This is a genomic window from Aeromonas sp. s7(2024) (assembly GCF_040907825.1).
GTDB lineage: Bacteria > Pseudomonadota > Gammaproteobacteria > Enterobacterales > Aeromonadaceae > Aeromonas > Aeromonas veronii.
This window is the reverse complement of the sequence record NZ_JBFOCM010000023.1, coordinates 181,685-205,514: the sequence shown is the minus strand read 5'-3', so window position 1 is coordinate 205,514 and position 23,830 is coordinate 181,685. Positions and strand designations below refer to the sequence as shown.

The 23,830-nt window shown below is 58.4% G+C and carries 21 protein-coding genes and 1 other annotated feature; of the genes, 10 read left to right on the top strand and 11 right to left on the bottom strand.

The features are described from left to right. Positions 1–76: 76 nt before the first annotated feature. A complete protein-coding gene (locus AB5Y73_RS10650) occupies positions 77–616 on the bottom strand; it encodes a glycine zipper 2TM domain-containing protein (RefSeq protein WP_107683139.1) in 540 nt (179 codons plus the stop codon). A gap of 503 nt (positions 617–1,119) precedes the next feature. Between AB5Y73_RS10650 and AB5Y73_RS10645 the strand changes: the two genes are divergently transcribed. Further along, the gene (locus tag AB5Y73_RS10645; protein WP_279499631.1) at positions 1,120–1,308 is read left to right on the top strand and encodes a hypothetical protein; all 189 of its coding nucleotides are present in this window, start codon (positions 1,120–1,122) and stop codon (positions 1,306–1,308) included. A 62-nt stretch (positions 1,309–1,370) separates the two neighbouring features. Here AB5Y73_RS10645 and AB5Y73_RS10640 read toward each other — a convergent pair whose 3' ends face one another. After that, complete coding sequence (locus AB5Y73_RS10640) at positions 1,371–2,897, bottom strand: YfcC family protein (RefSeq protein ID WP_107683027.1); 1,527 nt, start codon at positions 2,895–2,897, stop codon at positions 1,371–1,373. A gap of 666 nt (positions 2,898–3,563) precedes the next feature. Between AB5Y73_RS10640 and AB5Y73_RS10635 the strand changes: the two genes are divergently transcribed. Then, positions 3,564–5,186: an acyl-CoA synthetase gene (locus tag AB5Y73_RS10635; protein WP_107683026.1), complete on the top strand. Its 1,623-nt coding sequence runs from the start codon at positions 3,564–3,566 to the stop codon at positions 5,184–5,186. A gap of 87 nt (positions 5,187–5,273) precedes the next feature. Here AB5Y73_RS10635 and AB5Y73_RS10630 read toward each other — a convergent pair whose 3' ends face one another. Further along, a complete protein-coding gene (locus AB5Y73_RS10630) occupies positions 5,274–6,563 on the bottom strand; it encodes a sensor domain-containing diguanylate cyclase (protein ID WP_107683025.1) in 1,290 nt (429 codons plus the stop codon). A 360-nt stretch (positions 6,564–6,923) separates the two neighbouring features. Between AB5Y73_RS10630 and AB5Y73_RS10625 the strand changes: the two genes are divergently transcribed. Continuing rightward, entirely contained in the window at positions 6,924–8,402 is a 1,479-nt protein-coding gene (locus tag AB5Y73_RS10625; protein ID WP_234829654.1) for a P-loop NTPase fold protein, read from the top strand. A gap of 34 nt (positions 8,403–8,436) precedes the next feature. On the opposite strand, the gene hisIE is transcribed toward AB5Y73_RS10625, so the two are convergent. The 8 genes from hisIE to hisG all read right to left on the bottom strand — a co-directional run bounded on the left by hisIE (position 8,437) and on the right by hisG (position 15,793). Next, positions 8,437–9,057: a bifunctional phosphoribosyl-AMP cyclohydrolase/phosphoribosyl-ATP diphosphatase HisIE gene (gene hisIE / locus AB5Y73_RS10620; RefSeq protein ID WP_265781861.1), complete on the bottom strand. Its 621-nt coding sequence runs from the start codon at positions 9,055–9,057 to the stop codon at positions 8,437–8,439. Positions 9,058–9,185: 128 nt separating this feature from the next. Next, on the bottom strand, positions 9,186–9,959 hold the full coding sequence (gene hisF, locus AB5Y73_RS10615; RefSeq protein WP_005345639.1) for an imidazole glycerol phosphate synthase subunit HisF: 774 nt from the start codon (positions 9,957–9,959) through the stop codon (positions 9,186–9,188). Further along, complete coding sequence (hisA, locus tag AB5Y73_RS10610; protein WP_042030922.1) at positions 9,959–10,720, bottom strand: 1-(5-phosphoribosyl)-5-[(5-phosphoribosylamino)methylideneamino]imidazole-4-carboxamide isomerase; 762 nt, start codon at positions 10,718–10,720, stop codon at positions 9,959–9,961. Before hisA ends, hisF begins: the two co-directional genes overlap by 1 nt. A 5-nt stretch (positions 10,721–10,725) precedes the next feature. After that, positions 10,726–11,367, bottom strand: coding sequence for an imidazole glycerol phosphate synthase subunit HisH (gene hisH / locus AB5Y73_RS10605; protein ID WP_118853867.1), 642 nt, complete (start codon positions 11,365–11,367; stop codon positions 10,726–10,728). After that, positions 11,367–12,476, bottom strand: coding sequence for a bifunctional histidinol-phosphatase/imidazoleglycerol-phosphate dehydratase HisB (gene hisB / locus AB5Y73_RS10600; RefSeq protein WP_118853866.1), 1,110 nt, complete (start codon positions 12,474–12,476; stop codon positions 11,367–11,369). The genes hisH and hisB overlap by 1 nt, the downstream gene beginning before the upstream one ends. A 15-nt stretch (positions 12,477–12,491) precedes the next feature. Next, complete coding sequence (hisC, locus tag AB5Y73_RS10595; RefSeq protein ID WP_181497329.1) at positions 12,492–13,562, bottom strand: histidinol-phosphate transaminase; 1,071 nt, start codon at positions 13,560–13,562, stop codon at positions 12,492–12,494. Next, positions 13,559–14,884 (bottom strand): histidinol dehydrogenase, encoded by a 1,326-nt coding sequence (gene hisD / locus AB5Y73_RS10590; RefSeq protein ID WP_279499629.1) that lies wholly within the window; start codon positions 14,882–14,884, stop codon positions 13,559–13,561. Before hisD ends, hisC begins: the two co-directional genes overlap by 4 nt. A 12-nt stretch (positions 14,885–14,896) precedes the next feature. Next, complete coding sequence (hisG, locus tag AB5Y73_RS10585; RefSeq protein WP_151285979.1) at positions 14,897–15,793, bottom strand: ATP phosphoribosyltransferase; 897 nt, start codon at positions 15,791–15,793, stop codon at positions 14,897–14,899. Between the two features lie 28 nt (positions 15,794–15,821). After that, positions 15,822–15,946 (bottom strand) — a sequence feature (His leader region). Positions 15,947–16,133: 187 nt separating this feature from the next. Between hisG and AB5Y73_RS10580 the strand changes: the two genes are divergently transcribed. The 7 genes from AB5Y73_RS10580 to rnd all read left to right on the top strand — a co-directional run bounded on the left by AB5Y73_RS10580 (position 16,134) and on the right by rnd (position 23,766). Continuing rightward, complete coding sequence (locus AB5Y73_RS10580; RefSeq protein ID WP_005336755.1) at positions 16,134–16,379, top strand: hypothetical protein; 246 nt, start codon at positions 16,134–16,136, stop codon at positions 16,377–16,379. A gap of 67 nt (positions 16,380–16,446) precedes the next feature. Then, positions 16,447–18,357 (top strand): ATP-dependent DNA helicase, encoded by a 1,911-nt coding sequence (locus tag AB5Y73_RS10575; protein WP_058056828.1) that lies wholly within the window; start codon positions 16,447–16,449, stop codon positions 18,355–18,357. A gap of 90 nt (positions 18,358–18,447) precedes the next feature. Beyond that, positions 18,448–19,149 (top strand): tRNA (adenosine(37)-N6)-threonylcarbamoyltransferase complex dimerization subunit type 1 TsaB, encoded by a 702-nt coding sequence (gene tsaB / locus AB5Y73_RS10570; RefSeq protein ID WP_181497327.1) that lies wholly within the window; start codon positions 18,448–18,450, stop codon positions 19,147–19,149. A 118-nt stretch (positions 19,150–19,267) separates the two neighbouring features. Continuing rightward, positions 19,268–19,783, top strand: coding sequence for a Slp family lipoprotein (locus AB5Y73_RS10565; RefSeq protein WP_167556559.1), 516 nt, complete (start codon positions 19,268–19,270; stop codon positions 19,781–19,783). Between the two features lie 8 nt (positions 19,784–19,791). Further along, a complete protein-coding gene (locus AB5Y73_RS10560; protein ID WP_181497326.1) occupies positions 19,792–20,670 on the top strand; it encodes an alpha/beta fold hydrolase in 879 nt (292 codons plus the stop codon). A gap of 198 nt (positions 20,671–20,868) precedes the next feature. Next, positions 20,869–22,545 carry a long-chain-fatty-acid--CoA ligase FadD gene (gene fadD / locus AB5Y73_RS10555; protein ID WP_181497736.1) on the top strand — a complete coding sequence of 559 codons (1,677 nt, stop codon included), beginning with the start codon at positions 20,869–20,871 and terminating at the stop codon, positions 22,543–22,545. Positions 22,546–22,653: 108 nt separating this feature from the next. After that, positions 22,654–23,766, top strand: coding sequence for a ribonuclease D (gene rnd / locus AB5Y73_RS10550; protein WP_107683017.1), 1,113 nt, complete (start codon positions 22,654–22,656; stop codon positions 23,764–23,766). The last annotated feature ends 64 nt before the right edge of the window (positions 23,767–23,830 follow it).

Sequence of the window (23,830 nt, the reverse complement as noted above, 5' to 3'; positions counted from 1 at the left end):
AAGGAAATCAAGCCGCCCAAAAACACAGGCCCGCCTCGAAAGAGGCGGGCCTGCTGCTGAGTGGGGTCAGGAGAAATCACACTTTTGGCTGGTCGATCACCAATTTGCCATCTTTGACCGGAATGGTGGCGCCCGGGGCTTGCTTCATGCGGATCACCCCCTCCTGACCGGCGAGGCGATAGGTCACGTCATAACCAATGGTGTTGACGCTCGTATCCTGTACGGTTTTGCAGCGCTGCTCGGTGGTGGTGTAGGTATCGCCCGCCTGCATATTGCCCTGCACCTGATTGCCGGCATAACCTCCCGCGACCGCCCCGGCGGCAGTAGCCACCTTCTTGCCGCTGCCACCGCCAAACTGGTGGCCGACCACGCCACCCAGCGCCGCGCCCACCACGGTGCCGAGGATCTTGTGCTCATCCTGTACCGGCTTGCGGTGAGTCATGGTGACGTTGCGACACTCCTGGCGGGGGGTCTTGATGGTCTCGGTGATCGGCTTGCTGGCTATCACCTCGGCAAAGGTGGGTTGGGGTGTAAAGAGGGAGCCGCTGGCCGCCGCCGAGAGCGCCAGGGCCGAGGCGATGCCAATACCGATACCTGCCATCATGGATCTGTTCATCTTGTTGTTCTCCTGCATACCCATACGGGCTGTTCCAATCTGGCGCCATCTTGTCATAACCGGTTGGCCGGACAAGGCGAGGGGGATGGGCCTGCGACAGGCGCTGGCAAGGTCAAAAAACAGCCACCATGAAAAAGTGTCTGGCTTTGGCGACAACGGACTAAAAGTGACCAGTTTCCGGCACATGGCGGGCTTTGCCAGTGTGATAAGGAGCAATTCGAGTCGCAATTTGCAAGGCGGGCGGTGAGCAGAATGCCAGAGTGGCAAGGCGTTGGCGGTGGCAGGTCAAGGGATAGGTTTTGAACGGGCGCGCTGTTCTTTGAGATGGCCACGTAAGTGGTTGATAAATGGCTCCAGCCCCATCGGATGTTGGCCGATAAGAGATCACGGCAAGCATTTTGCTTTGATTGAGTGAAGCAAAGGGTGAACGGGTCGGCAGACAACTGCGTAAGACCTGATATGAAGATGTTCACCCGAGATCACCGGATCAACGAGGGGGAGATATGTCAATGTTACCCAGCTGGATCACCCCGGCCATCCAGGCCAACATCATCACGGTGCAGCAGGCCGAACGTCTGCTCTCATCCTTCTACCAGCCCCTTGCCGAGCAGGGAGAGGAGCTTACCGCCGATATCGCCGACATCAGCCTCAAGCTCTACTGCTTCCGCCAGCAGGGGCGGGTACGCCACTAAGGCTGACAAAAGAACACCCCGCGCCAGGCACGGGGTGTTGTCACTCATGTATCACAGGCCCATCAGGCCAACATCACTTGCGCCACAAGCATCAGGGCGCCAAATCCCAGCACAAAGCCCACCATGGGCAGCACGAACTTGACCCACTTGTTGAACTGGATGCCGAGCATCTGCAGGGTGACCAGCACCAGTCCGGTGGGGGCCAGGAACAGCATGGCGTATTGGCCCCAGTTGTAGGCCGACACCACGATATAGCGGGGGATCATCACGGTATCTGCCAGCGGCGCCATGATGGGCATGGAGAGCACTGCGAGCCCCGAGGAGGAGGGCACCACCAGCCCCAGCAGGGTGAACACCAGCATCTGCGCCACCGCGAACACGGCGCCGTGCATGCCGGAGACCAGATCGGAGGCGTAGGCCAGAATGGTGTCCGAGATCATCCCCTGATCCAGCACCAGATTGACCCCCCGTGCCAGCCCGATGATGAGGGAGACCGCCACCAGCTCCGACGCCCCCTGGGTGAAGGCTTCGACCGCCTCTTTCTCTTTGAGACCCGAGATAAAAATGATGATGATGGCGATGGTCAGGAAGGAGGCCGCCATCTGCGGAAACCACCAACCGGCCATGGAGACGCCCCACACCATCAGCGGGAAGGCGAGGATAAACAGGGTCAGAATGATCTTGCGGCGCAGGGTGAAGGGCACCCCTTCGTCCATAGAGCCCTCTTTGAGAAAACGGGCGCGAAAACTCTCTCTGTCCTCATAGGTGTAGGAGAAGGCAGGGTTGGCCTTGATCTTCTTGCAGTACCAGTAGAGATAACTGATCACCACCAAGGTGCCCACCAGACAGCCAATGGCGCGAAAGATCAGCCCCTCGGTAAAGGGAATGCCGGCGGCATTGGAGGCGATCACCACCGAGAAGGGATTGATGGTGGAGAAGGTGGTGCCCATGGAGGCAGCGAGGAAGATGGCTCCCACGCAGACGATGGAGTCATAGCCGAGCGCCAGAAAGATGGGCACCAGTATGGGGTAGAAGGCGACCGCCTCTTCCTCCAGTCCGCAGGTGGTGCCTCCCAGCGCCATTACGAAGCAGACCAGCGCCACAAACAGGAACTCGTTGCCCCGGGTCTTGTGCGACAGCGCCACCAGCCCCGCACTGAATGCGCCTGTCTTGTTGATGACGCCGATCAGCCCCCCGAGCACCAGAATAAAGACGATGATATCCGCCCCCTCGATGGTGCCCTTGACCATGCTGACTGCCACGTCACCGAGCCCCTTGGGCGCTTGCTCCAGCCGTGCATAGGTGCCGGGAATGGCGATGGGCTTGCGGATGGTGCCGTTGGTAAATTGCTCCACCGCAATATTGATATTGAGTTTTGCCAGGGCATCCTGGGTTGCGGGAAGTCGGCTTATTTCCCCCTGTGGGCTATTGACCATCAGGCTTTCACTGGCCGGATTATAAGAGAGCTTGGCATAGGCGCCCGCCGGAATTATCCAGGTCAGCGCAATGGCCAGCAACATAATAAGAAACAGAATGGTAAATGCAGTAGGGAATTGTCTGCGTGGTGTGGTATTCGGCACGGCACTCATAAAATGCTCCTTGATAAAGCAGGTTTGGGCTCGGCGGAATATCGGGTCGATAGGGTTTCTGCGTCATACATCTAAGGTACGCAAACTCACTGTGGATTGCGTAGTGATTGGCGAGAAATCTGGCCTGATATTGAACATCCGGTAGATTGTTTCAAGTTGTAACCGTAACCCGTGCGTGGCTGGATGAACATGGCGCCATGCTCGCTTTATGGGATGGCTCACAAAATTTATTTTCCATGGATTTAACAGCTGATATGAAATAAAAGTTATTATGCAATAACTATTTCAGCTTTCGTTTTACGCGGCTTACTTTAAATAAAGGTCATGAAAATAGTGTGTACCGAGATGAATGAAATGACATATAAATCAGCTTTGATGGAATAATATTCCACTATTGTCATTTTTCGTTGTTCGCCAAAAACAGCCTGTGAAAAAAATGGCACGCTTTCCAGTAACGAAATATTTTTTGCAACGAAAACAGAAGGCCCCTGTTGGTAGCAGGCTGCCCCTGTCTAAGACGTTTTGCTAATACCTGCCGCCGCAGGCTCACTGTTAGGCTGTCATCCCCATAAGAGACCAGTTACGGGCAGGATGCCCATGTCGCTTGCTGATCTCTGATTGATCCCGAAACTGCCCGTTTTGTGCCACCTGTGAGGAAGGAATCCGATGACAGTGCAGAACATCTATGAGCGCGACCTTGCCAAAACCGCCGCCAATTTCGAGGCCCTGACCCCCATCAGCTTTCTGGGGCGGGCGGAGCGGGTTTATCCTGACTATCCGGCGCTGATCCACGGCTCGCTGCGCCAGAGCTGGGGCGAGACCGCCCGCCGTTGCCGCCAGTTGGCTTCGGCCCTGCGGCTTAGCGGTATCGGGGAGGGGGATACCGTCTCCATCGTTGCGCCCAATATCCCGGCGATGTTTGAAGCTCACTTTGGCGTGCCCATGAGCGGCGCTGTGCTCAACACCATCAATACCCGCCTCGATGCCGAGTCGATGGCTTTTATCTTCCAGCATGCCCAGAGCAAGGTGGTGCTGGTGGACAGGGAGTTTGGTACCGTGGTGCGCAAGGCGCTGGATCTGCTGAAGAGCCAACCTCTGGTCATCGCTATCGACGATCCCCTCTACCGGGAAGGGGCGCTTGTCAGTGACCTCGACTATGAGACCTTTATTTCCACTGGTAACGGCGATGAACCCGGCTGGTTGCCAGAGGATGAGTGGCAGGCCATTTCCCTTAACTACACCTCCGGCACTACCGGCAATCCCAAGGGGGTGGTCTATCACCATCGCGGCGCTCACCTCAACGCCATCAACAACGTACTCTCCTGGGAGCTGCCCAAACATCCCGTCTACCTCTGGACATTGCCGATGTTTCACTGCAACGGCTGGTGTTTCCCCTGGACGCTGGCGGCCACCGCCGGGGTGAGCGTCTGCCTGCGCCATGTGCAGGCAGACGCTATTTATGAGGCGCTGCACGAGCACAAGGTGAGCCACTTCTGCGCGGCGCCCATCGTGCTCAATATGCTCAACAATGCCGATCCGGCGCTCAAGCGGGGGCTGGATCACCCCATCAAGGTGATGACCGCTGGCGCTGCGCCCCCCGCCACCGTGATCGCCGGTATGGAAGCGATGGGGATCGCCGTGACCCACGTCTATGGCCTCACCGAAACCTATGGCCCCTGCGTGTTGTGCGAACCGCAAAGAAGCTGGCAAGGTCAGGATGCCACGGCGCTCTCCCGCCTCAAGGCGCGGCAGGGGGTTGCGTCACCTCTGCAGGGGGAGATGCGGGTTATCAACCCGGTCAGCGGCGAGCCGGTTGCCAAGGATGGCAAAACCATGGGGGAGATAGTGCTGCGCGGTAATGTGGTGATGAAAGGCTATCTCAAAAATCCGGCGGCCAGCGCCGAGGCGATGGCGGAGGGGTGGTTTCGCAGTGGCGATCTGGCGGTATGGCACCCGGATGGTTATGTGGAGATCAAGGACAGATCCAAGGACATCATCATCTCCGGCGGGGAGAACATCTCCAGTCTGGAGGTGGAGGATGTGCTCTATCGCCATCCCGATGTGGACGAAGCGGCGGTGATCGCCATGCCTGATGAGAAGTGGGGGGAGGTACCCTGCGCCTTCGTGAAACTGAAAGAGGGGCGAGAGACTACCCAGGCGGAGTTGATCGCCTTTTGCCGGGAGCAGATGGCCCACTTCAAGGCCCCCAAACGCATCATCTTCACCCCGCTGCCGAAAACCTCTACCGGCAAGGTGCAAAAATTCGTGCTGCGCAAACAGCTGGGGTAGCCGCCTGTTCGTAAGGAACCAGCACAGACTTTCATAGAAGCGAGAAACGAGGGAGCATGGAGGGCTGCTGGCCCTCCCATTGTGTGGCTAGGGAGCCTTGCAGGCGACGCAGTTGCGGCCGCTCTGTTTGGCCTGATAGAGCATCTGATCGGCGCGGGCGTAGAGGCTCTCCATCTGCTCCCCCTCGCCATTTTCCACCAGTCCGGCGCTGATGGTGATGACCAGCTTATCCCCATCGGGCAGGGGCAGCGGGCTTTGCATCACCTGCAGGCGCAGCCGTTCGGCCAGTGATGCGGCGGCCTGGAGGGTAGTGTTGGGCAGTAAAATGGCGAACTCGTCGCCACCGATACGAGCCAGCACATCTTCGCTGCGCAGCACCGATTGCATCACCCTGCCCAGATGCATCAGCGCGCTATCCCCAAGGGGATGCCCGAAGCGATCGTTGATGCACTTGAACTGATCCACATCCAGCACCATCAGCACCGAGGTGAGGTGGTGGCGCATGTCCAGACTGAGGTTCTTCTCGCACAACTCGAAAAAGAAACGGCGGTTGTAGAGACCGGTGAGGCCATCGCGCACCGACTGCTGGTGCAGCTGCTCCTTGAGCTGGTGCAGTTCGGTAATGTCGGAGGAGATACCGATCAGGGTGGGAGTGCCATCCCCCAACAGAAAGGGCACCTTGACCGACCAGTAGTAGTGCTGATTTCCCTCGGGATCGGTCAACATCTCTTCCCCGGCTTGCAGCTCGCCGGTTTCGAATACCCGGTTGTCCAACCGCCACAGCTGGCAGGCGCTGGCAGCCGGGATCACCTCGTCATCGCGCCGGTTGATGATCTGCTCGGCAGGAAGGCCCAGCAGATCGGCGACCTTTTGGTTGACGTAGAGAAAGCGGTGCAGGCTGTCTTTCATATAGATATGGGCATCCACATTGGCGAGGATGAGCTCCAGCAGCTGATGCTGCTCCGCCATGCGGGCCTCAATCAGCTTGTGTTCGGTGATATCGGTGGAGATGCCGCACAGGCCGATCAGGTTGCCATCCCTGTCATACATGGGCTTTTTGACAGTCCAGTAGTAGCGCTTTTCCCCGGTGGTTTTGAGGTAGTTGACCTCCTCCTGGGCGAGGGCAAGCTGCTGCTCCAGTACCAGTTGATCGTTGCGCTGAATCGCATCCGAGAATTCGAGATCAAAAAAAGCCCGATCATCCTGTCCCTGCAACTCGGCGAGGGTGCAGCCAAAGAGATCCAGCACCGCCTGATTGGCATAGGTGTAACGGCCCGCCAGATCCTTGGTGAACATGTAGGCGTCCGTCTCGTTGAAGATGGCTTTGAGGTGATCCAGCTCATGCTGCAATCGGGTCGAGAAGGGTTCTTCCTTCATGGGGCTAGCCATCCTTGGGTCGCTGCGATGGGTTGGTTGAACAGAGATAACCAACGTGCATCATCTTCTTTAAATTAAGCACCGAACAAGCCAGATTTCGCGTTTATTTCTGCAGGTTCTGCGCCATGTCACACGGTTGTCATCGTTGGCGTGGTCAAAGGAAATCAGCTGAGTCCGTGGCTATTTAGATAACCGTCCCCCTATATCGGCCCGGCTTCGTGAGCCAGCAGCGGAGAAATTAACCGGCAGTCAAATACGCCAGCCCGAGTGGCAGAAAGGGCAACAAACAGGTCTTTAATCAAACTATTTTTACTGTGCCCCTGATATCATCCTCAGCAACGCAATATGGAGAGATACGAGATGGCAGTGGCACCGTTTAATTGGGATGACGCAGTTCAGTGGGACGGGCCGGGGGCCATTGCGGGTAGCGAAGAGATCTTGAGTGCCGATCGGCTGGATCGCGCCCGCTATGCCGAATTTCTGACTAAATACCTGGCCGCCGAAGGCAAGCAGCGCAACTATGTGCTTAACCTCAATGCCGAATGGGGGGCGGGTAAAACCTGGTTTATCAAGCGCTGGTATATGGAGCTCAAAGCGCACTATCCCACCGTCTATATCGATGCTTGGCAACAGGATTTTTCCGATGATCCCTTATTGACGGTTATTTCATCGATTATCGACCAGTTAAAAATGATTGCGGGAAAAGAAAACCCGATTCCAGAAGGAATGCGTCAGCGGCTGCTGGGATTGTTTAAAGTGGGTGGCAAATTGGCCCTGAAAGCGGCAATCAAAAAAGCTGGATTGGAAGAAGATGATTTCTCTCTGGAAGGGGAGGATGCCAATCTGCTGGTCGATGCCTTATGCAGCAATCAGAAAGAGCGTTATGAATCTATCCAGTATCTTAAACAAGAGATACGGCAATGGGTTGAAGGTGCTGTTGTTTTAGGTAATGGAGAGCTGGATTATCCCGCTTTTATTTTGATTGATGAACTGGATCGCTGCCGCCCCTCCTATGCGGTAGAAATGCTGGAAACAATCAAGCATATATTCGACATTCCCAAAGTTGTTTTTGTATTGGCAACGGATACCGAGCAGTTGCAACATGCCATCAAGGTAATTTATGGCGGTGGGTTTGATGCCCAGACTTACTTGGGGAGATTTTTCAAACGACGTTTTTATTTGAATAAATGCCCTAGTCATTTTCTCATAGAAGAGTTTGTTGCGGATCGGTTTGAGCTTTTATGTAGTAAAACATTTCATTGCTTTTCAGATGCTAATGACTTTTCTAAAACACTTGCAAAAATTGTTGATGCATACCATCTCTCTGCAAGAGAGGTTGAGTCATTCCTAGATACTTTGTTTGCTATATTGCATTCAGTATCGGAGAATTCCATAGACATTATCTATTTATCGGCCTTACTTATTATGCACTCAAAAGTTTCTACGGCATATATGATTCTTCGTAATGGTGGTATTCTCTTAGATGCTGAGATTGCTAATATTAGTCTGAATAAAGATACTGTGCTGTCATTTAAAAGTAAGGCTAAACTGCCATTAACGATTAGTTATTGGTCTGGTGTTCAGTCAGGATGCAATGAAAAGGTGGTTTGGAAAGTGGATGACTTTTATGCATATATAATACAGGTTCACAAAACACTCAATGATTACTACTTATCTAGTAATAAGTATGCGCTGAATGAAATGAATCAGATAACTGTTATAAAATCAGATGTCAGGTGTGATGACAGCGGTGTGTATTATCAAGTATGTCTGAAAAGTAAAGGGTTGGGAAATTCTGACTATATAGAGTTGGTCGAATTATCAACTTTGTTATTATGATAGATGGGCTAAACGCCCATCTATCAATATGCAGTTATTTATTATGCCGCTCATAAAGCCGCTGAACGACATCCTGTAATCCCAGCCCTTCGTTTTGCAACAGCACGGTCAGGTGGTAGAGCAGATCGGCGGATTCGTTAATGAGCTCCTCCCGATCCTTGGCCATGGCGGCCAGCGCCACTTCGACACCTTCCTCACCTACCTTCTGGGCGATGCGCTTGGTGCCTTTGCCGTAGAGGCTGGCGGTGTAGCTGGTGGCTGGATCGGCCCCTTTGCGAGAAGCCAGCACCTGCTCCAGCTCTGCCAAAAAACCGAGCGGTGGCAGAGGGTGGCCGTTAAAGCAGGAGGTAGTGCCCTTGTGGCAAGTGGGGCCGACGGGGTTGGCGGCAATCAGCAGGGAATCCTGATCGCAGTCGGTGCTGATGGCCACGAGTTGGAGCATATTGCCCGAGCTTTCACCCTTGGTCCAGAGCCGCTGTTTGCTGCGGCTAAAGAAGGTGACCTGACCGGTAGTCTGGGTCTTTTCCAGCGCTTCACGGGTCATAAAGCCCTGCATCAGCACCTCGCCGCTGGCGGCGTGCTGGACGATGGCGGGGATCATGCCGTCACACTTTTCCCAGTCGAGCTCTTCAATTAATAAGTTGGAATTATGCACGGGTATCGGCTCCTCTATTATCAGACCGGCACTCAGGGCGGGGGATCATGGCGCATTTACACTTTTCCCAGTCGAGTTGTTCGGCGAGGGGGCGCGCGCTGGCGGTTGCTTGTGTGTTATCTGAGAAGTTATTCACGGATGGCGACTCCTTCGGTTTTTAGCCAGCGTTTCAATTCGGGAATGGGGATAAGGCCCTTGTGGAATACAGAGGCAGCCAGCGCCCCGTCCACATCGGCGAGGGTAAAGGCATCGCGAAAGTGCGCCATGGCACCGGCGCCGCCGGAGGCAATCAGCGGCACCTTGCAGACGCTGCGTACCAGCTTGAGCTGGTCGAGATCATAACCTTGGCGCATGCCGTCCTGATTCATCACGTTCAGCACGATTTCGCCCGCGCCGCGTTTTTGCACCTCCTGCACCCAATCGAGGGTGTGCCAAGCGGTGGTGCGGGTGCGACTCTCGTCGCCGGTAAACTGTTTGACCTGATAGTGGCCCGTGTCGGCGTCGAAGTAGGAGTCAATGCCCACCACCACGCACTGCACGCCAAAGCGCTCGGCCAGTCGGCTGATCAGGGTCGGGTCGGCCAGCGCAGGGGAGTTGATGGAGACCTTGTCGGCGCCAAATTCGAGGATCTGGCGGGCATCCTCAACGCTTTTGATGCCACCGGCGACGCAGAAGGGGATATCGATCACCTCTGCCACCCGGCTCACCCAGCTTTTGTCCACCACCCGGGCATCGCTGGAGGCGGTGATGTCATAGAACACCAACTCGTCAGCGCCCTCTTCGGCGTAGCGGCGCGCCAGCTCGACTATGCCGCCCATCACCTCGTGGTTACGAAATTGCACCCCTTTGACCACCACGCCATCTTTCACGTCGAGGCAGGGGATAATGCGTCTTGCCAGCATCAGTTGCCTCCTGTGGTGTCGGCTGCGGGGGCTTGCCAGCAGGCGATGGCGTCACCTACCGAGAACTTGCCCTCCAGCAGGGCGCGGCCAAGGATGATCCCCTTGACGCCGGAGCCCTTGAGCGCCTCGATATCCGCGATGCCGCCAATGCCGCCGGAAGCCTGAAAAGCGACGCTCGGGTAGCGGGCGCAGAGATCCCGATAGAGCTCGACGTTGGTGCCAGCCAGGGTGCCGTCACGGCTGATGTCGGTACAGAGCACATGCTTGAGCCCGGCGGGGAGGAAGCGCTCGATCAGCGCTTCAATGGTCACACCGCTGTTCTCCTGCCAGCCTGCCACAGCGATATGGCGATTGCCCTGCTCATCGATATTGACGTCCAGCGCCAGCACTATCTGCTCGGGGCCATATTTCTCCATCCAGCTCGCCACCAGATCCGGGGATTTGACGGCGGTGGAGCCAATCACCACCCGGCTGGCACCGGCGGCCAAGAGGTCTGCCACATCCTGTTCGGTGCGCACGCCGCCACCGACTTGCACCGGTGCTTCGGTGGCCGACAGCAGCTGGGTCAGCAGGGGGAGCTGGCGCGCCTTGGCATCCTTGGCACCGTCCAGATCCACCAGATGGAGCTGCACCGCCCCCTGAGAGACATATTCGTCGAAGCGGGCCTGCGGGCTGCTGCTGTATTCGGTCTTCTGCTCGTAGTCCCCCTGATAGAGGCGAACTACCTGACCGTTGATAAGGTCAATTGCGGGAATGATCATGCTAGTCACAGCTCCAGAAAATTTTGCAGCAAACGGGCACCGGCTGCGCCTGAGCGCTCCGGGTGGAATTGGGCGCCGAAGAAGTTGCTGTGCTCTGCAACCCCACCGACGATGGCGGTAAACGGCTGGCCGTAGTCACAGGTCGCCAGCGTCGCTTCGGTCACCTCCAGCGCATAGGAGTGAACGAAGTAGAAGTAGCTGCCGCTCGGGATCCCCTTGAGCAGAGGATGGGTCTCGTCATGCTCAATCTGGTTCCAACCCATATGGGGCAGGCGCAGATTGCCGACTTCCATCAACCGGATCTTGCCCGGCACAATGCCAAGGCAGTCGATAAGCCGCTCTGACGGGTCATCCGTACTCATGCTCTCTTCGGAGGCCTCCGCCAGCATCTGCATGCCGAGGCAAAAGCCCAGCAGCGGCTGCTTGGCGGCGCGAATTAGCGGTATCAGCCCGCGCTCGTTGAGGTTTTTCATGGCGGCCACCGCGGTGCCGACACCCGGCAGGATCAGCTTGTCCGCCTGCTCGATATCGGCTGCCTGGCTTGAGACCAGCGGCTGCACGCCGAGGCGCTCGAACGCCATCCTGACCGAGGCCAAATTGGCACAGCCGGTGTCGATAATGACCAGTTTCTGCTTGCTCACATCCATCACAGCACTCCCTTGCTGGAGGGAAGCTCGCTTCCTTCCACCCGAATAGCCTGACGCAGGGCGCGGCCAAAGCCTTTGAACAGCGCCTCCACCTGATGGTGGGTATTGCCGCTGCCCACCTTCATCTGCAATGTGATGGCCATGGCGTCCGAGAGGGAGCGGAAGAAGTGGGGCACCATTTCGGTGGCCATCGCGCCCACGTTGTCACGGCCAAAGCCGCTCGGGCAGTCAAACACGAAGTAGGGGCGGCCGCTGAGATCCAGCGCGGTGCTCACCTCCTGCTCGGTCAGCGGGCGCGCATCGATCACTGCCTGCACCTCGTCCATCGCCAGCACAAAACCGAAACGGCCGATGCCGCGCTTGTTGCCAAGGGCCTGACGCAGCGCCTGACCGAGGGCCAGTCCCACATCCTCTACCGTGTGGTGATCGTCAATATGCAGATCGCCGCTGACGTTCAGCTTGAGCTGGAAACCGGCGTGGGTGGCAATCTGATCCAGCATGTGATCAAAGAAGCCGATACCGGTGGCGATCTGGTTGCCGCCGCTCTTGTCCAAGTCAACAGCTACCTGAATGCGGGTCTCTTTGGTGTAACGTTCTACTTCGGCTACTCGTCCTTTGGATAACAGCTGATCACGGATGGCGAGCCAGTCGTGATCCTGCGGGTGGTAGCGAATACCGCCAATGCCCATATTCTCGGCGAGTTGCAGATCGGTCTGGCGATCGCCAATCACGAAGGAGTTGGTAAAGTCGATGCGACCCGAGGCGAGATACTCCTTCACCAGCCCGAGGTGGGGCTTGCGGCAGCTGCAACCGTCGGTGGGGAAGTGCGGGCAGATCAACACCTGCTCCCACTTCACCCCTTGCGATTCAAACAGGTGCATCATCAGGTCGTGGGGGGGCTGGAAGTTCTCCAGCGGCAGGCTGGCGGTGCCCAGCCCGTCCTGATTGGTCACCATCACCAGCACGTAGCCGGCGGTCTGCAACTCGCGCAGCACCGGAATGACCATGGGCTCGAAGCGAAGCTTGGCGAGGCTATCCACCTGCTTGTCGGTCACCGGCTCTTCAATCAGGGTGCCGTCGCGGTCGATAAACAAAAACGGGGTCTTCATCGCTACATCCTTGTCTTACAAAGTGGGAGAGGGCAGATCACGCAGTACCGCCAGCACGGCATCCATCTCGCCCTGATAGCCGATGGTGACGCGAATGCTGTTATCCAAGCCGGGTTTGGTCGAGAAATCCCGCAGTATGATGCCAGCGGCCTTCATGGCGGCAAAGACGGCGGCGCCATCCACAAAGCGCACCAGCACGAAGTTGCCCTTGTCCTCGAACACCGCTTTGACGCAGGCAAGCTTGGCCAGCTCTGCCTTGAAGGCGGCCTTTTGCTTGTTGAGCTCCATCACTCGCTCCTGCATCAGCTCCAGCCCCATGGGGGAGAGGGCCTGCGCCGCGATCTGGGCGATGGGCTCGGGGATGGGATAGGGGGCGATCACCTTGGCCAGCATGGCGATCACCTCGGGGCTTGCCAGCGTAAAGCCGCAGCGGATCCCCGCCAGCGCAAAAGCCTTGGAGAGGGTGCGGGTCACCACCAGATTGGGGAAGCGGGCCAGCAGGTCCACTACGGACGCTTCCGGGCAGAACTCGATATAGGCTTCGTCCACCACCACGATGGCGCGATCCTTGGCCTTCTCCAGCAGGGCGATGAGGCCATCGCGCCCCACCAGATCCCCGGTGGGGTTGTTGGGGGAGCAGAGAAACACCAGCTTCACATCGCCGAGGCGATCGGCGATGGCGGGCCAGTCGGGCTGGCGGCTGGCGGTCAGCGGCTGCTCGACGATGCCCACGCCACAGGTCTCGGCGCTGATGGCGTACATGCCGTAGGTGGGCGGACAGATGAGGATCTGATCTTCACCCGCTTCGCAGAAGGTGCGAATAAGCAGCTCGATGGCCTCATCGGCGCCGCGGCTCACCAGCACCTGATCCGGATTAACCCCGGCGTAGGCGGCATAGCCGTTCACCACCTCGGCCGGTTGGCACTCGGGGTAGCGGTTGAGACGGCTCCCCTCGATGGTGAAGGGATAGGCCTGCGGCGCCTCGTTGGCGTTGAGCCAGACGTGGCCCTTGCCGCCGATGCGGCGGGCGGATTGATAAGGGGTGAGGGCCCGCACCACGCGGCGCGCCAGATTGGCAATGCTCATGACAAATCCTTCTGCTGTGCTGTTGGTTGGGGCACGGCGGCCAGGGCGTTCAATCTGAGGGTGACGGCATTTTTATGGCCATCGAGCCCCTCGGCCTCTGCGATGCGCTCGACGATAGGGCCAAGGCCGCGAATACCTTCGGCGCTCAGCTCCTGCACCGTGTAGCGGCGCTGATAATCGGCGAGGCCAAGGCTGGAGCAGGTGCGGGCATAGCCGTAGGTGGGCAAGGTGTGGTTGGTGCCGCTGGCGTAATCGCCGACCGACTCGGGGGTCCATGCTCCCAGAAAAATGGAACCGGCGTTCTCGAGTTTATCCAGCAGATCACGGGGGTCGCGGGTCTGCACAAGCAGGTGCTCCGGCGCGTAGGCGTTGGAGATGACACATGCCTCGGCCAGATCGTCACAGAGGATCACCAGACTGCTGCCGAGCGCCTGCGCGGCGATATCGCGGCGGCTCAACTTGGCCAGCTGGCGCTTGATTTCCCCTGCGATGGCATCGGCCAGCAGCGGCGAGGTGGTGACCAGCACCACCTGGCTGTCGGGGCCGTGCTCGGCCTGGGAGAGCAGATCCGCTGCCACGAAGGCGGGGTTGGCGCTCTCGTCGGCAATCACCAGCACCTCGGAGGGGCCGGCGGGCATATCGATGGCGGCGCCGCGCCAGTCGCGGGATACCTGCCCCTTGGCTTCGGTCACATAGGCGTTGCCCGGGCCGAAGATCTTGTCCACCTTGGGGATGCTCTCGGTGCCGTAAGCCATAGCCGCGATGGCCTGGGCGCCGCCGATGGCGAACACCTTCTCGACGCCGCAGGCGCGGGCGGCAAACAGGATCTCGTCGCTGGCGGGGGACGGGGTGCAGAGCACCACTTCACGGCAACCGGCGATAGCCGCCGGAATGGCCAGCATCATCACGGTGGAGGGGAGCGGCGCGCTGCCCCCCGGCACATAGAGGCCGACCCGACTGATGGGCTGGGTGCGCAGCTCGCACACCACACCTGGTTGGGTTTCCACTCTTACCACCGGCTGTACTTGTGCGGCATGGAAGGTTCGAATGTTGGCAATGGCCGCTTCGATGGCGCTTTTGATGTCGTCATCCAGCCGCGCGCAGGCGGCTTCAATTTCAGCCTCGCTAACGCGCAACTGCTCACGGGGGGCGCGCTCGAAGCGCAGGCTCAGCTCGCGCAGGGCCTCATCGCCACGGCTGCGCACCGCGGCGATGATATCTCGCACCACGAGCCCGATATCGGCCTCGTCACTCAAGGCCGGTCGGGTCAGCACGTCGGCCTGCTGGGCGGGGGAGAGGGTCTTCCAGATCAGGGTCTGCATGTTGTCCCTTCCTTATTCCATCATTTTTTCGATGGGCAGCACCAGAATGGAGCTGGCACCCAGAGCCTTGAGCTGCTCCATGGTCTCCCAGAACAGGGTCTCGCTGGAGACGACGTGCAGCGCCACCTGATTGGTGTCACCGGCCAGTTGCATGATGGTGGGGCGCTCGGCACCCGGCAGCAGATCGGTGATGGCATCGAGCTTGTCCTTGGGGGCGTGCAGCATGATGTACTTGCTCTCGCGGGCCTGCTGCATCCCCTGAATGCGGGGTAGCAGTTTGTCGATGAGCTTCTGCTTGGCATCGGACAAGGGGTTGGGGGCCTGTACCAGTACCGCCTTGGAGCGGTAGATCACCTCTACCTCTTTCAGGCCGTTAGCCTCGAGAGTCGCACCGGTGGAGACCAGATCGCAGATGGCATCGGCCAGGCCTGCGCGGGGTGCCACTTCCACCGAGCCGCCCAGCATCACGCTCTTGAAGCCGAGCCCCTTGTCGTCAAAGAAGCGCTTGAGCAACCCGGGGTAGGAGGTGGCGATGCGCTTGCCGGCAAGGCTCGCTGGCCCTGTGTAGTTCACATCTTCCGGCACCGCCAGCGAAAGGCGGCAGCCACCAAAGTCCAGCTGCTTGAGGGTTTTGACCTCGAAGGGGAGGCCCTGTGAGGCGCGAATAAGCTGCACCTCTTCCAGCACGTTTTCGCCGATGATGCCAAGATCGACCACCCCTTCCATCACCAGACCCGGGATGTCGTCATCACGCACCCGCAGGATATCGATGGGCATGTTCTCGACATGGGCGATAAGTCGCTGCTCGCGCAGGTTGATTTTCAGGCCACAGCTCTTGAACAGGGCTTGGGAGTCCTGGCTCAGACGACCGGACTTTTGCATGGCGATACGCAGACGTTGTGTTTCCATTGCTCGATTTCCTTCTAGTCAAAAACGAAAAAACCCTCGGAAGTGGGTGCTTCCGAGGGTTTATGAATCTTGCGGTCCTTTTGGAAGTCACCAGTTAAGTGTCTTCCAGCAGTCAACCTCCTGAAAGACTAGTCGGGATGATGGTGGTGGTGATGAGTCTTCAGGGTGGTGAACTTCATGTAATCAATCCTTTACAAAATAAGATGTCGTAATTGACGCCTGATTTAAACTACCTGCCTTGACAGAAAATGCAACCCGAAAATGTGATTTGATCGATTAAAGTGGCGAAAACGGTTTTCTGGTCGATAACTAGACAATAACCCCTGCAGGAGTCGCCATCATGCCCAGCCAGGACCTGTTGTTCCCCATTTTGCCCCGGGCGCCCGCTGCGCCCGGCAGCGAAGAGATCAAGCGGGAAGTAAATCAGATCAGCAAAAAGCACCAGCTGCGCAAGACCAGCACTGACAACAGTGACTCCCAGCAGCGCCAGCAGGCGTATAGCACGCCCGCCAAGCGTGATCAGCCCAAGGCGGAGGAGGGCGATCACAAGCCGGATCCCGAGCATCAGATCGATCTGTTCGTCTAGGCAGATTATCTGTCCCGCTTTTGCCGCGCTTTTGGCATAATGGCCGCTTTTGCTGCGGGACGCCCTTTTGACCATCCAGACCCTGTTCAAGCCAGATGGCCCTCTGGCCAGCCATATCGACGGTTTCAAAGCCCGCGCTCCCCAACTGGAGATGGCCGAAGCGGTCGCGCGCGCCATCAAAAGTGGTGGCCGTCTGCTGGTGGAGGCAGGAACCGGTACCGGCAAGACCTACGCCTATCTGGTTCCTGCGCTGGAATCCGGCAAGCGGGTGGTGATCAGCACCGGCTCCAAGAACCTGCAGGAGCAGCTCTTCTATCGGGATCTTCCGACCATCACAGGGGCGCTCTCCTACACCCCGCCGGTGGCCCTGCTCAAGGGGCGCAGCAACTATCTCTGCATCGAGCGGATGAACCGGCTCTTGAGCGAATCCCATCTGCAAAAGCCTGAAATCCTGAACGATCTGGTGAAGGTCAAATCCTGGTCCACCGCCACCGATAACGGCGATGTGGGGGATATTCCGGGATTGCAGGAGAACGCCGAGATCCTCGCTCACGTCACCAGCACCAACGACAACTGTCTCGGTCGCGACTGCCCCTATTACGACGACTGCCATCTGGTGGTAGCCCGTCGCCGCGCCATGGATGCCCAGGTGGTGGTGATCAACCACCACCTCTTCTTCGCCGATATGGCGGTGAAAGACACCGGATTTGGCGAGTTGGTGCCGGAAGCACAAGTCTATGTGTTTGATGAAGCCCATCAGCTGCCGGAGATCGCCACCAACTACTTCGGCAAGTCGGTAGGCAGCCGAACGATTCAGGATCTGGCGCAGGATATCCAGCTAGCCTATCGGGCAGAGGCCCACGACATGGCCCAGCTTGGCAAGGCGGCGGACCGGCTCGCTATCGCCAGTCAGGATCTGCGTCTGGCCTTCGGAGTGGATGGCGGTCGCGGCAATACCCGCGACATGCTGCGCCAGCCGCTCTGGGGTCAGGCCTTGGCTCGTCTCAACGACGCCATCGGGCTCTGTTACGAGGTGCTGAAACTGGCTCTCGGCCGTGGCGAGCAGCTGGATCACGCCTTCGAGCGCATCAGTGAGCTGCGCACCCGCCTGGGTGAAGTGCTGGCGGTCAACCAGACCGGTTTCTCATACTGGTACGACTGCTCACGGCTTCATTTCACCCTCAATCTGACGCCGCTCTCGGTGGCCGAGCGATTCAGTGCCGAGGTGCAAAGACCGGAAGTGGCCTGGGTCTTTACTTCCGCCACCCTGACGGTGGATATGCGGTTTGACCACTTCAAGGCCGAGCTGGGGCTGGCGGGCAGCGCCGAGCTGATCCTCGACAGTCCGTTCGACTATGGCGAGCAGGCGCGGCTCTGTGTGCCCCGTTATCTACCGGAGCCCAACGCCTTTGGCCGTGGCGAGCAACTGGCCAATCTGATGATCCCCCTCATCAACAAGACGCCAGGGGGCTGTTTCTTCCTCTGCACCAGCCATCAGGTGATGCGTCAGGTGGCTGAGGTACTGCGCCGGGAGATCGGTCGCACCGTCTTGTTGCAGGGGGAGGACAACAAGCAGCGGTTGCTCAAGGAGTTTGTCGAGAATGGCCGCGCCGTGCTGGTGGCGACCAGCAGTTTTTGGGAGGGGATCGACGTGCGAGGGGCGGCGTTGTCGTGTGTTATCATCGACAAACTGCCGTTTGCCAGCCCGGATGATCCGCTGCTCAAGGCGCGGGTGGATGATTGCAAGCTTAAGGGGGGTGATCCCTTCGCCGAGTTGCAGTTGCCCAAGGCGGTGATTGCCCTCAAGCAGGGGGTGGGGCGGCTTATTCGTGATCGCAGTGATCACGGGGTGCTGGTGATCTGTGATCCACGCATGGTCAACAAACCTTACGGTGCCACCTTTATCAAGAGTCTGCCCGCCATCCCCCGTACCCGGGAGTTGGGAACGCTGGGGAGCTTTTTCGATCGCGGTGAATAAGTGTGCCGCCAGCTAACAGATTTGAACAACGGGTGAGCATATCTCGCTTGCCGGTTATGTAATTGACTGATTTTATAGAGATTGGAAAGCATGAATGAGTTGAAGATCCTGGCCGTAGATACCGCCACCGAAGCCTGCTCCGCCGCCTTGCTGGTGGGTGACAAGCTGTTCTCCCGCTGGGAGGAGGCGCCACGGGATCACACCCGAAAAATCCTGCCCATGGTTCAGGCTGTGTTAGAGGATGCCGGGATAAGTTTGAGTGACCTCGATGCCATCGCGTTCGGCCGTGGTCCGGGCTCCTTTACCGGCGTGCGGATCGGCATCAGTGTGGCGCAAGGTCTGGCGTTTGGTGCGGGGGTGCCGCTGATTGGCATCTCGACCCTGGCCGCCATGGCGCAAGGCGCCTATCGACTGGATGGCGCCCAGCAGGTGCTGACCGCCATTGATGCGCGGATGAACGAGGTCTATTTCGGCCGCTATAAGCTGATTGATGGCCGCATGCAGCTGGTGGGGGACGAGGTGGTGAGCGAGCCCGCGGCACTGGTTGACGCCCGTGGCAAGCAGGCGGGCCCTGTGACCTGCGTCGGCACCGGTTTTGAAACCTATGGCGAGACCCTGAGTGGTCTGGCCGATGAGCTGGCGGTGAGCCAGGTGCGTTTCCCGGCGGCAGAGGACATGCTGCCGCTGGCCCGCGCTGCCTGGCTGGCGGGGGAGGCGGTGCCGGTTGAGCAGGCTACGCCGGTTTATTTGCGTGACAAGGTGACCTGGAAAAAACTGCCGGGTCGCGAATAAGGGCAGGAGCACTGACAGCATGTCGCTCTTGCCGCTCATCAGCTGCAACACAAGCGGATGGCCCGACGGGCTACGCCGGCAACAGGAGAGTGACATGATGCGTAATACCAGAAGCGACATGATGAAACGCGGGTTGGTGGTCGGGGCGCTGGCCCTGCTGCTCGGAGCCTGCAGCTCGGTTCCTAAAGAGCTGGCCTATGAGCCAGAAAACCAGCTGGTGGCCTATCAGCCCGCCCTTGGCGGGATGGAGGGCAAACCGGCCCGCTGGAGCGGCGTTATCTCGGCGGTGCACAACAAGGCGGATCAGAGCGTCATTGAAGTGGTCTATCTGCCGCTTAAATCCAACGGCGTGCCGGAGCAGACCGAGCAGAGCCCGGGCCGTTTTCTGGCCATCATGAAGGGCTTTGTCGACCCGACCCTCTATGCCAAGGGGCGCAGCCTGACTGTGCTTGGCACCATAGGCAAACCGGTTGATAGCCAGATTGGCGAGCACAAGTACCGCTTCTCTGTGCTCAATGTGACGGGCAGCAAGCTGTGGCCGCCAGTCAAAGAGGTGGAGGTACGCTATATGGACCCCTACTTCTATGACCCCTTCTATGATCCCTTCTGGCCGAGACGGCCGCTGCGTCGCTAAGGCTTGCCATGATCAAGAGCATCAAAAGCACTCTGCACGAACGTCTGCTCACCTTGGCAGATGGTCGGCAGGTGGCCCTGCTTGAGAATCAACTCGCGGATCAGGCTCAGCAGGGCAAATCCCTGCTGATTGCCCTGCACGGCTGGCTCGACAATAGCGCCAGCTTCTTGCCGCTGGCGCCCCATCTGGGGGATTTTTACCTCATCTGTGTCGATCTGCCGGGGCACGGTCACTCCGGTCACAAAACCACCCCTTATGTCTTTGTCGACTGGCTGGACGATCTCTACCAGATCGTGCAGGCGGCGGGCTGGTCGCGTTTCACTCTGCTCGGTCACTCCCTCGGGGCGCTGATCGCCTCCGCCTATGCCGGGGTGTTCCCCGAACAGGTGGAGCGGTTGATCATGCTGGAGGGGCTGGGGCCGCTGAGCCAGCCCGATGAGGAGGTACCTGCCCAGCTGCGACGTGCGATTTTAAACCGTAGTCGCACCCGGGAGCGCAGTGCCAACGGCTTTGCCTCCATCGATGAGGCTGTCGCCGCCCGTTGCAAAGTGGCGGATATCACGCCGCAGGCGGCGCGTCTTATCTGTGAGCGGCAGCTTGAAGAGCGGGCAGGGCGCTGGCACTGGCGCAGCGATCCCCGTTTGCGGGATCTGTCGCCCCTGAGAATGAGCGAAGGGCAGGCGCGGGCACTTATGGCGGCTATCCGTTGTCCTGTGCTGTTGATTCAGGGGGAGCAGGGCTTTGCTGCGCTTGAAGCCCAATGGCAGGCCCGTCAAGATGCCTTCCAGCAGATCGAGCGGGTCATATTGGGTGGAAACCACCATTTTCATATGGAAAATTCGGTTGATACGGCCGTTTGTATCGTAAAGTTTTGTCAAGTTCGGTAGAATCGCCAGCTTTCAATAATTCCAGGTTTGTTTTCTCCCTCACATTTTTCTGTTGTTAATTTGCTGTTAATTGATGTTGCACTGTGTAAATATGTGCGGCATTAGAGCATCAGCTTAAAACAACCGATTAAAATGGATGTGAACCGGGACGGAGGCAACACAGTGAGCGCACAGGTGCTAGTTATGCAGGAGAAGTTTGTGGAAAAAGTCTGGCTGAAACGTTATCCGGAAGGGGTCCCCGCCGAGATCAATCCAGACCAATACAGCTCCCTGGTCGAGATGTTCGAATCCTCGGTGACCCAGTTTGCCGATCAGCCCGCCTTCGTCAACATGGGCCAAACCATCACCTACCGCCGATTGGAAGAGCAGTCCCGCGCCTTTGCTGCCTACCTGCAAAACGAGCTGAAGCTGGAGAAAGGGGATCGGGTTGCGGTGATGATGCCTAACCTGCTGCAATATCCCATCGCCGTGTTCGGCATCCTGCGCGCCGGCATGATCGTGGTCAACGTCAACCCGCTCTATACCCCGCGTGAGCTGGAGCATCAGCTCAAAGATTCCGGTGCCAAAGCCATCGTCATCGTCTCCAACTTCGCCCATACCCTGGAAAAAGTGGTCTACGACACCCCGATCAAGCACGTTATCCTGACCCGGATGGGGGACAATCTGGGGCTGGCCAAGGGCACCCTGGTCAACTTCGTGGTCAAGTACGTCAAGAAGCTGGTGCCGAAATACAATCTGCCCCACGCCACCACCATGCGTCAGGCCCTCTCCAAGGGGCGTTTCCTGCAGTACATCAAGCCAGAGATCACCAACGACGATCTCGCCTTCCTGCAGTACACCGGTGGCACCACCGGCCTCTCCAAAGGGGCCATGCTGACCCATCGCAACATGATTGCCAACGTCGAGCAGTGCCTCGGCGTCTACGGCCCCATGCTGGAGCGTGGCAAGGAGTTCGTGGTCACCGCGCTGCCGCTCTACCACGTCTTTGCCCTGACCGTGAACTGCCTGCTCTTTATGCGCATCGGTGGTTACAACCTGCTGATCAGCAACCCGCGCGACATCCCGGGTTTTGTCAAAGAGATCAAGAAGTACCCCTTTACCTGCATTACCGGGGTCAACACCCTGTTCAATGCGCTGGTCAACAATGAAGAGTTTCAGGGGATCGCCTTTGATAAGCTCAAGCTCACCATCGGCGGCGGCATGGCAGTGCAGCGTGTGGTTGCGGAGAAGTGGAAGACACTGACCGATACCCCGCTGCTGGAAGGCTATGGCCTGACCGAGTGTTCGCCACTGGTGAGCGTCTGCCCCTACGATCTCACTGATTACAACGGTTCCATCGGTCTGCCGGTCTGCTCTACCGAGATCCGTCTGGTAGATGACAACGGTCAGGTGATCCACGCCCTCGGCACCCCGGGCGAAATGCAGGTGCGCGGCCCGCAGGTGATGGTGGGCTACTGGCAGCGTCCCGAGGCGACCGCCGAAGTGATGCAGGATGGCTGGCTCTGTACCGGTGATATCGCCGTCTGCGACGAGCAGGGCTTCTTCAAGATCGTTGACCGCAAGAAGGACATGATCCTGGTCTCCGGTTTCAACGTCTATCCGAACGAGATCGAAGATGTCGTTGCCCTGCACCCGAAAGTGCTGGAAGTGGCTGCCGTCGGCGTGCCGCACAAGGTCTCCGGCGAGCTGGTGAAGATCTTTGTGGTCAAGAAAGATGCAAAATTGCAGGAGGACGAGATTATTGCCCACTGCCGCAAACATCTGACTGCCTATAAGGTGCCGAAACTGGTAGAATTTCGTGACGAACTTCCCAAGACCAATGTGGGCAAGATCCTGCGCCGCGTACTGCGCGACGAGGAGATTGCCAAGCAATAACCGGACTGCGGCTGCAGAATCTTCTGCAAACCAGCACCGTCGTTATGCAAAACCGTGGGTCATCCCACGGTTTTTTCTTTTTGGCCCTGATCAACCGCGCAGGCACAGATGCACTATCAACTTATCACTCAGCAAGCCGAACTTGAGCAGTATCTCGCTTCTCTGGCCGACGTTCCCCTGGCTATCGATACTGAATTCGTTCGCACCCGTACCTACTACCCCCAGCTTGGCCTGTTCCAGATCTATGACGGCGAGCATCTGGCGCTGCTGGATCCGCTGACCCTGGATCTCTCCGCCCTCTGGCAGCGACTGGGCAGGGAAGGGCAGATCGCCATCCTGCACGCCTCTGGCGAAGATCTGGAGCTTATCCAGCATCAGGCAGGTCACCTGCCCAACCAGATGCACGACACCCAGCTGGCTACCGCATTTCTCGGTTACGGCGTTTCGGTCGGCTTTGGTGCGCTGGTGAATGAATTCCTCGGGGTCGAGCTGGAAAAAGATCAGGCGCGCACCGACTGGCTGGCCCGCCCGCTTACGCCACGTCAGCTTGAATACGCGGCAGCGGATGTTTTCTACCTGATGCCGCTCTACGAGAAGGTGATGGCCAAACTGCGGGAAAGCGGCAAGTTTGCCTGGTTCGAGCAGGAGTGTCAGAACCACTCCGCCCGCAAGACCCAGGGCAGCGATCCCCGTCAGGCATATCTTGACATCGTCAACGCTTGGCAACTGGGTCGCCGCGAGCTCGCCATTCTGCGCGAGCTGGCCGCCTGGCGCCAGCAAGAGGCGGTGCGCCGGGATCTGGCCCTCAATTTTGTGGTGAAAGAGCTGCACCTGTTCAAGGTGGCGGAGCGTCGTCCTGCCTCCCTGAGGGATCTCAACGAGCTCGGCCTCTCGCCCATCGAGATCAAGATCCACGGCAAGCGGATGCTCGATATTGTCGCCAAGGCGCAGCAGAGCGATCCTGACAGCTGGCCCGAGCCCATTCGCCGGCTTGTGGACTTCCCCCAGTACAAGGCCGAGCTCAAGCGCATCAAGGGCATGGTGGAAGAGAAGGCCAAGGCCAGCAATATTCCGCCCGAGCTGATTGCCAGCAAGAAGATCATTCACCAGTACTTCACCTGGAGCTGGCGGATGAACGACAAAGAGCGGGCCCGCAGCGACAAACCGATGCTGCTGCAAGGGTGGCGTCATGAGCTGGTCGGTCACCTGCTGGCACAATAAGCCACCAAACGGTTGCACCCCATAAATCAATCCTCACCCTCGGGTGGGGATTTTTATTGGGCGA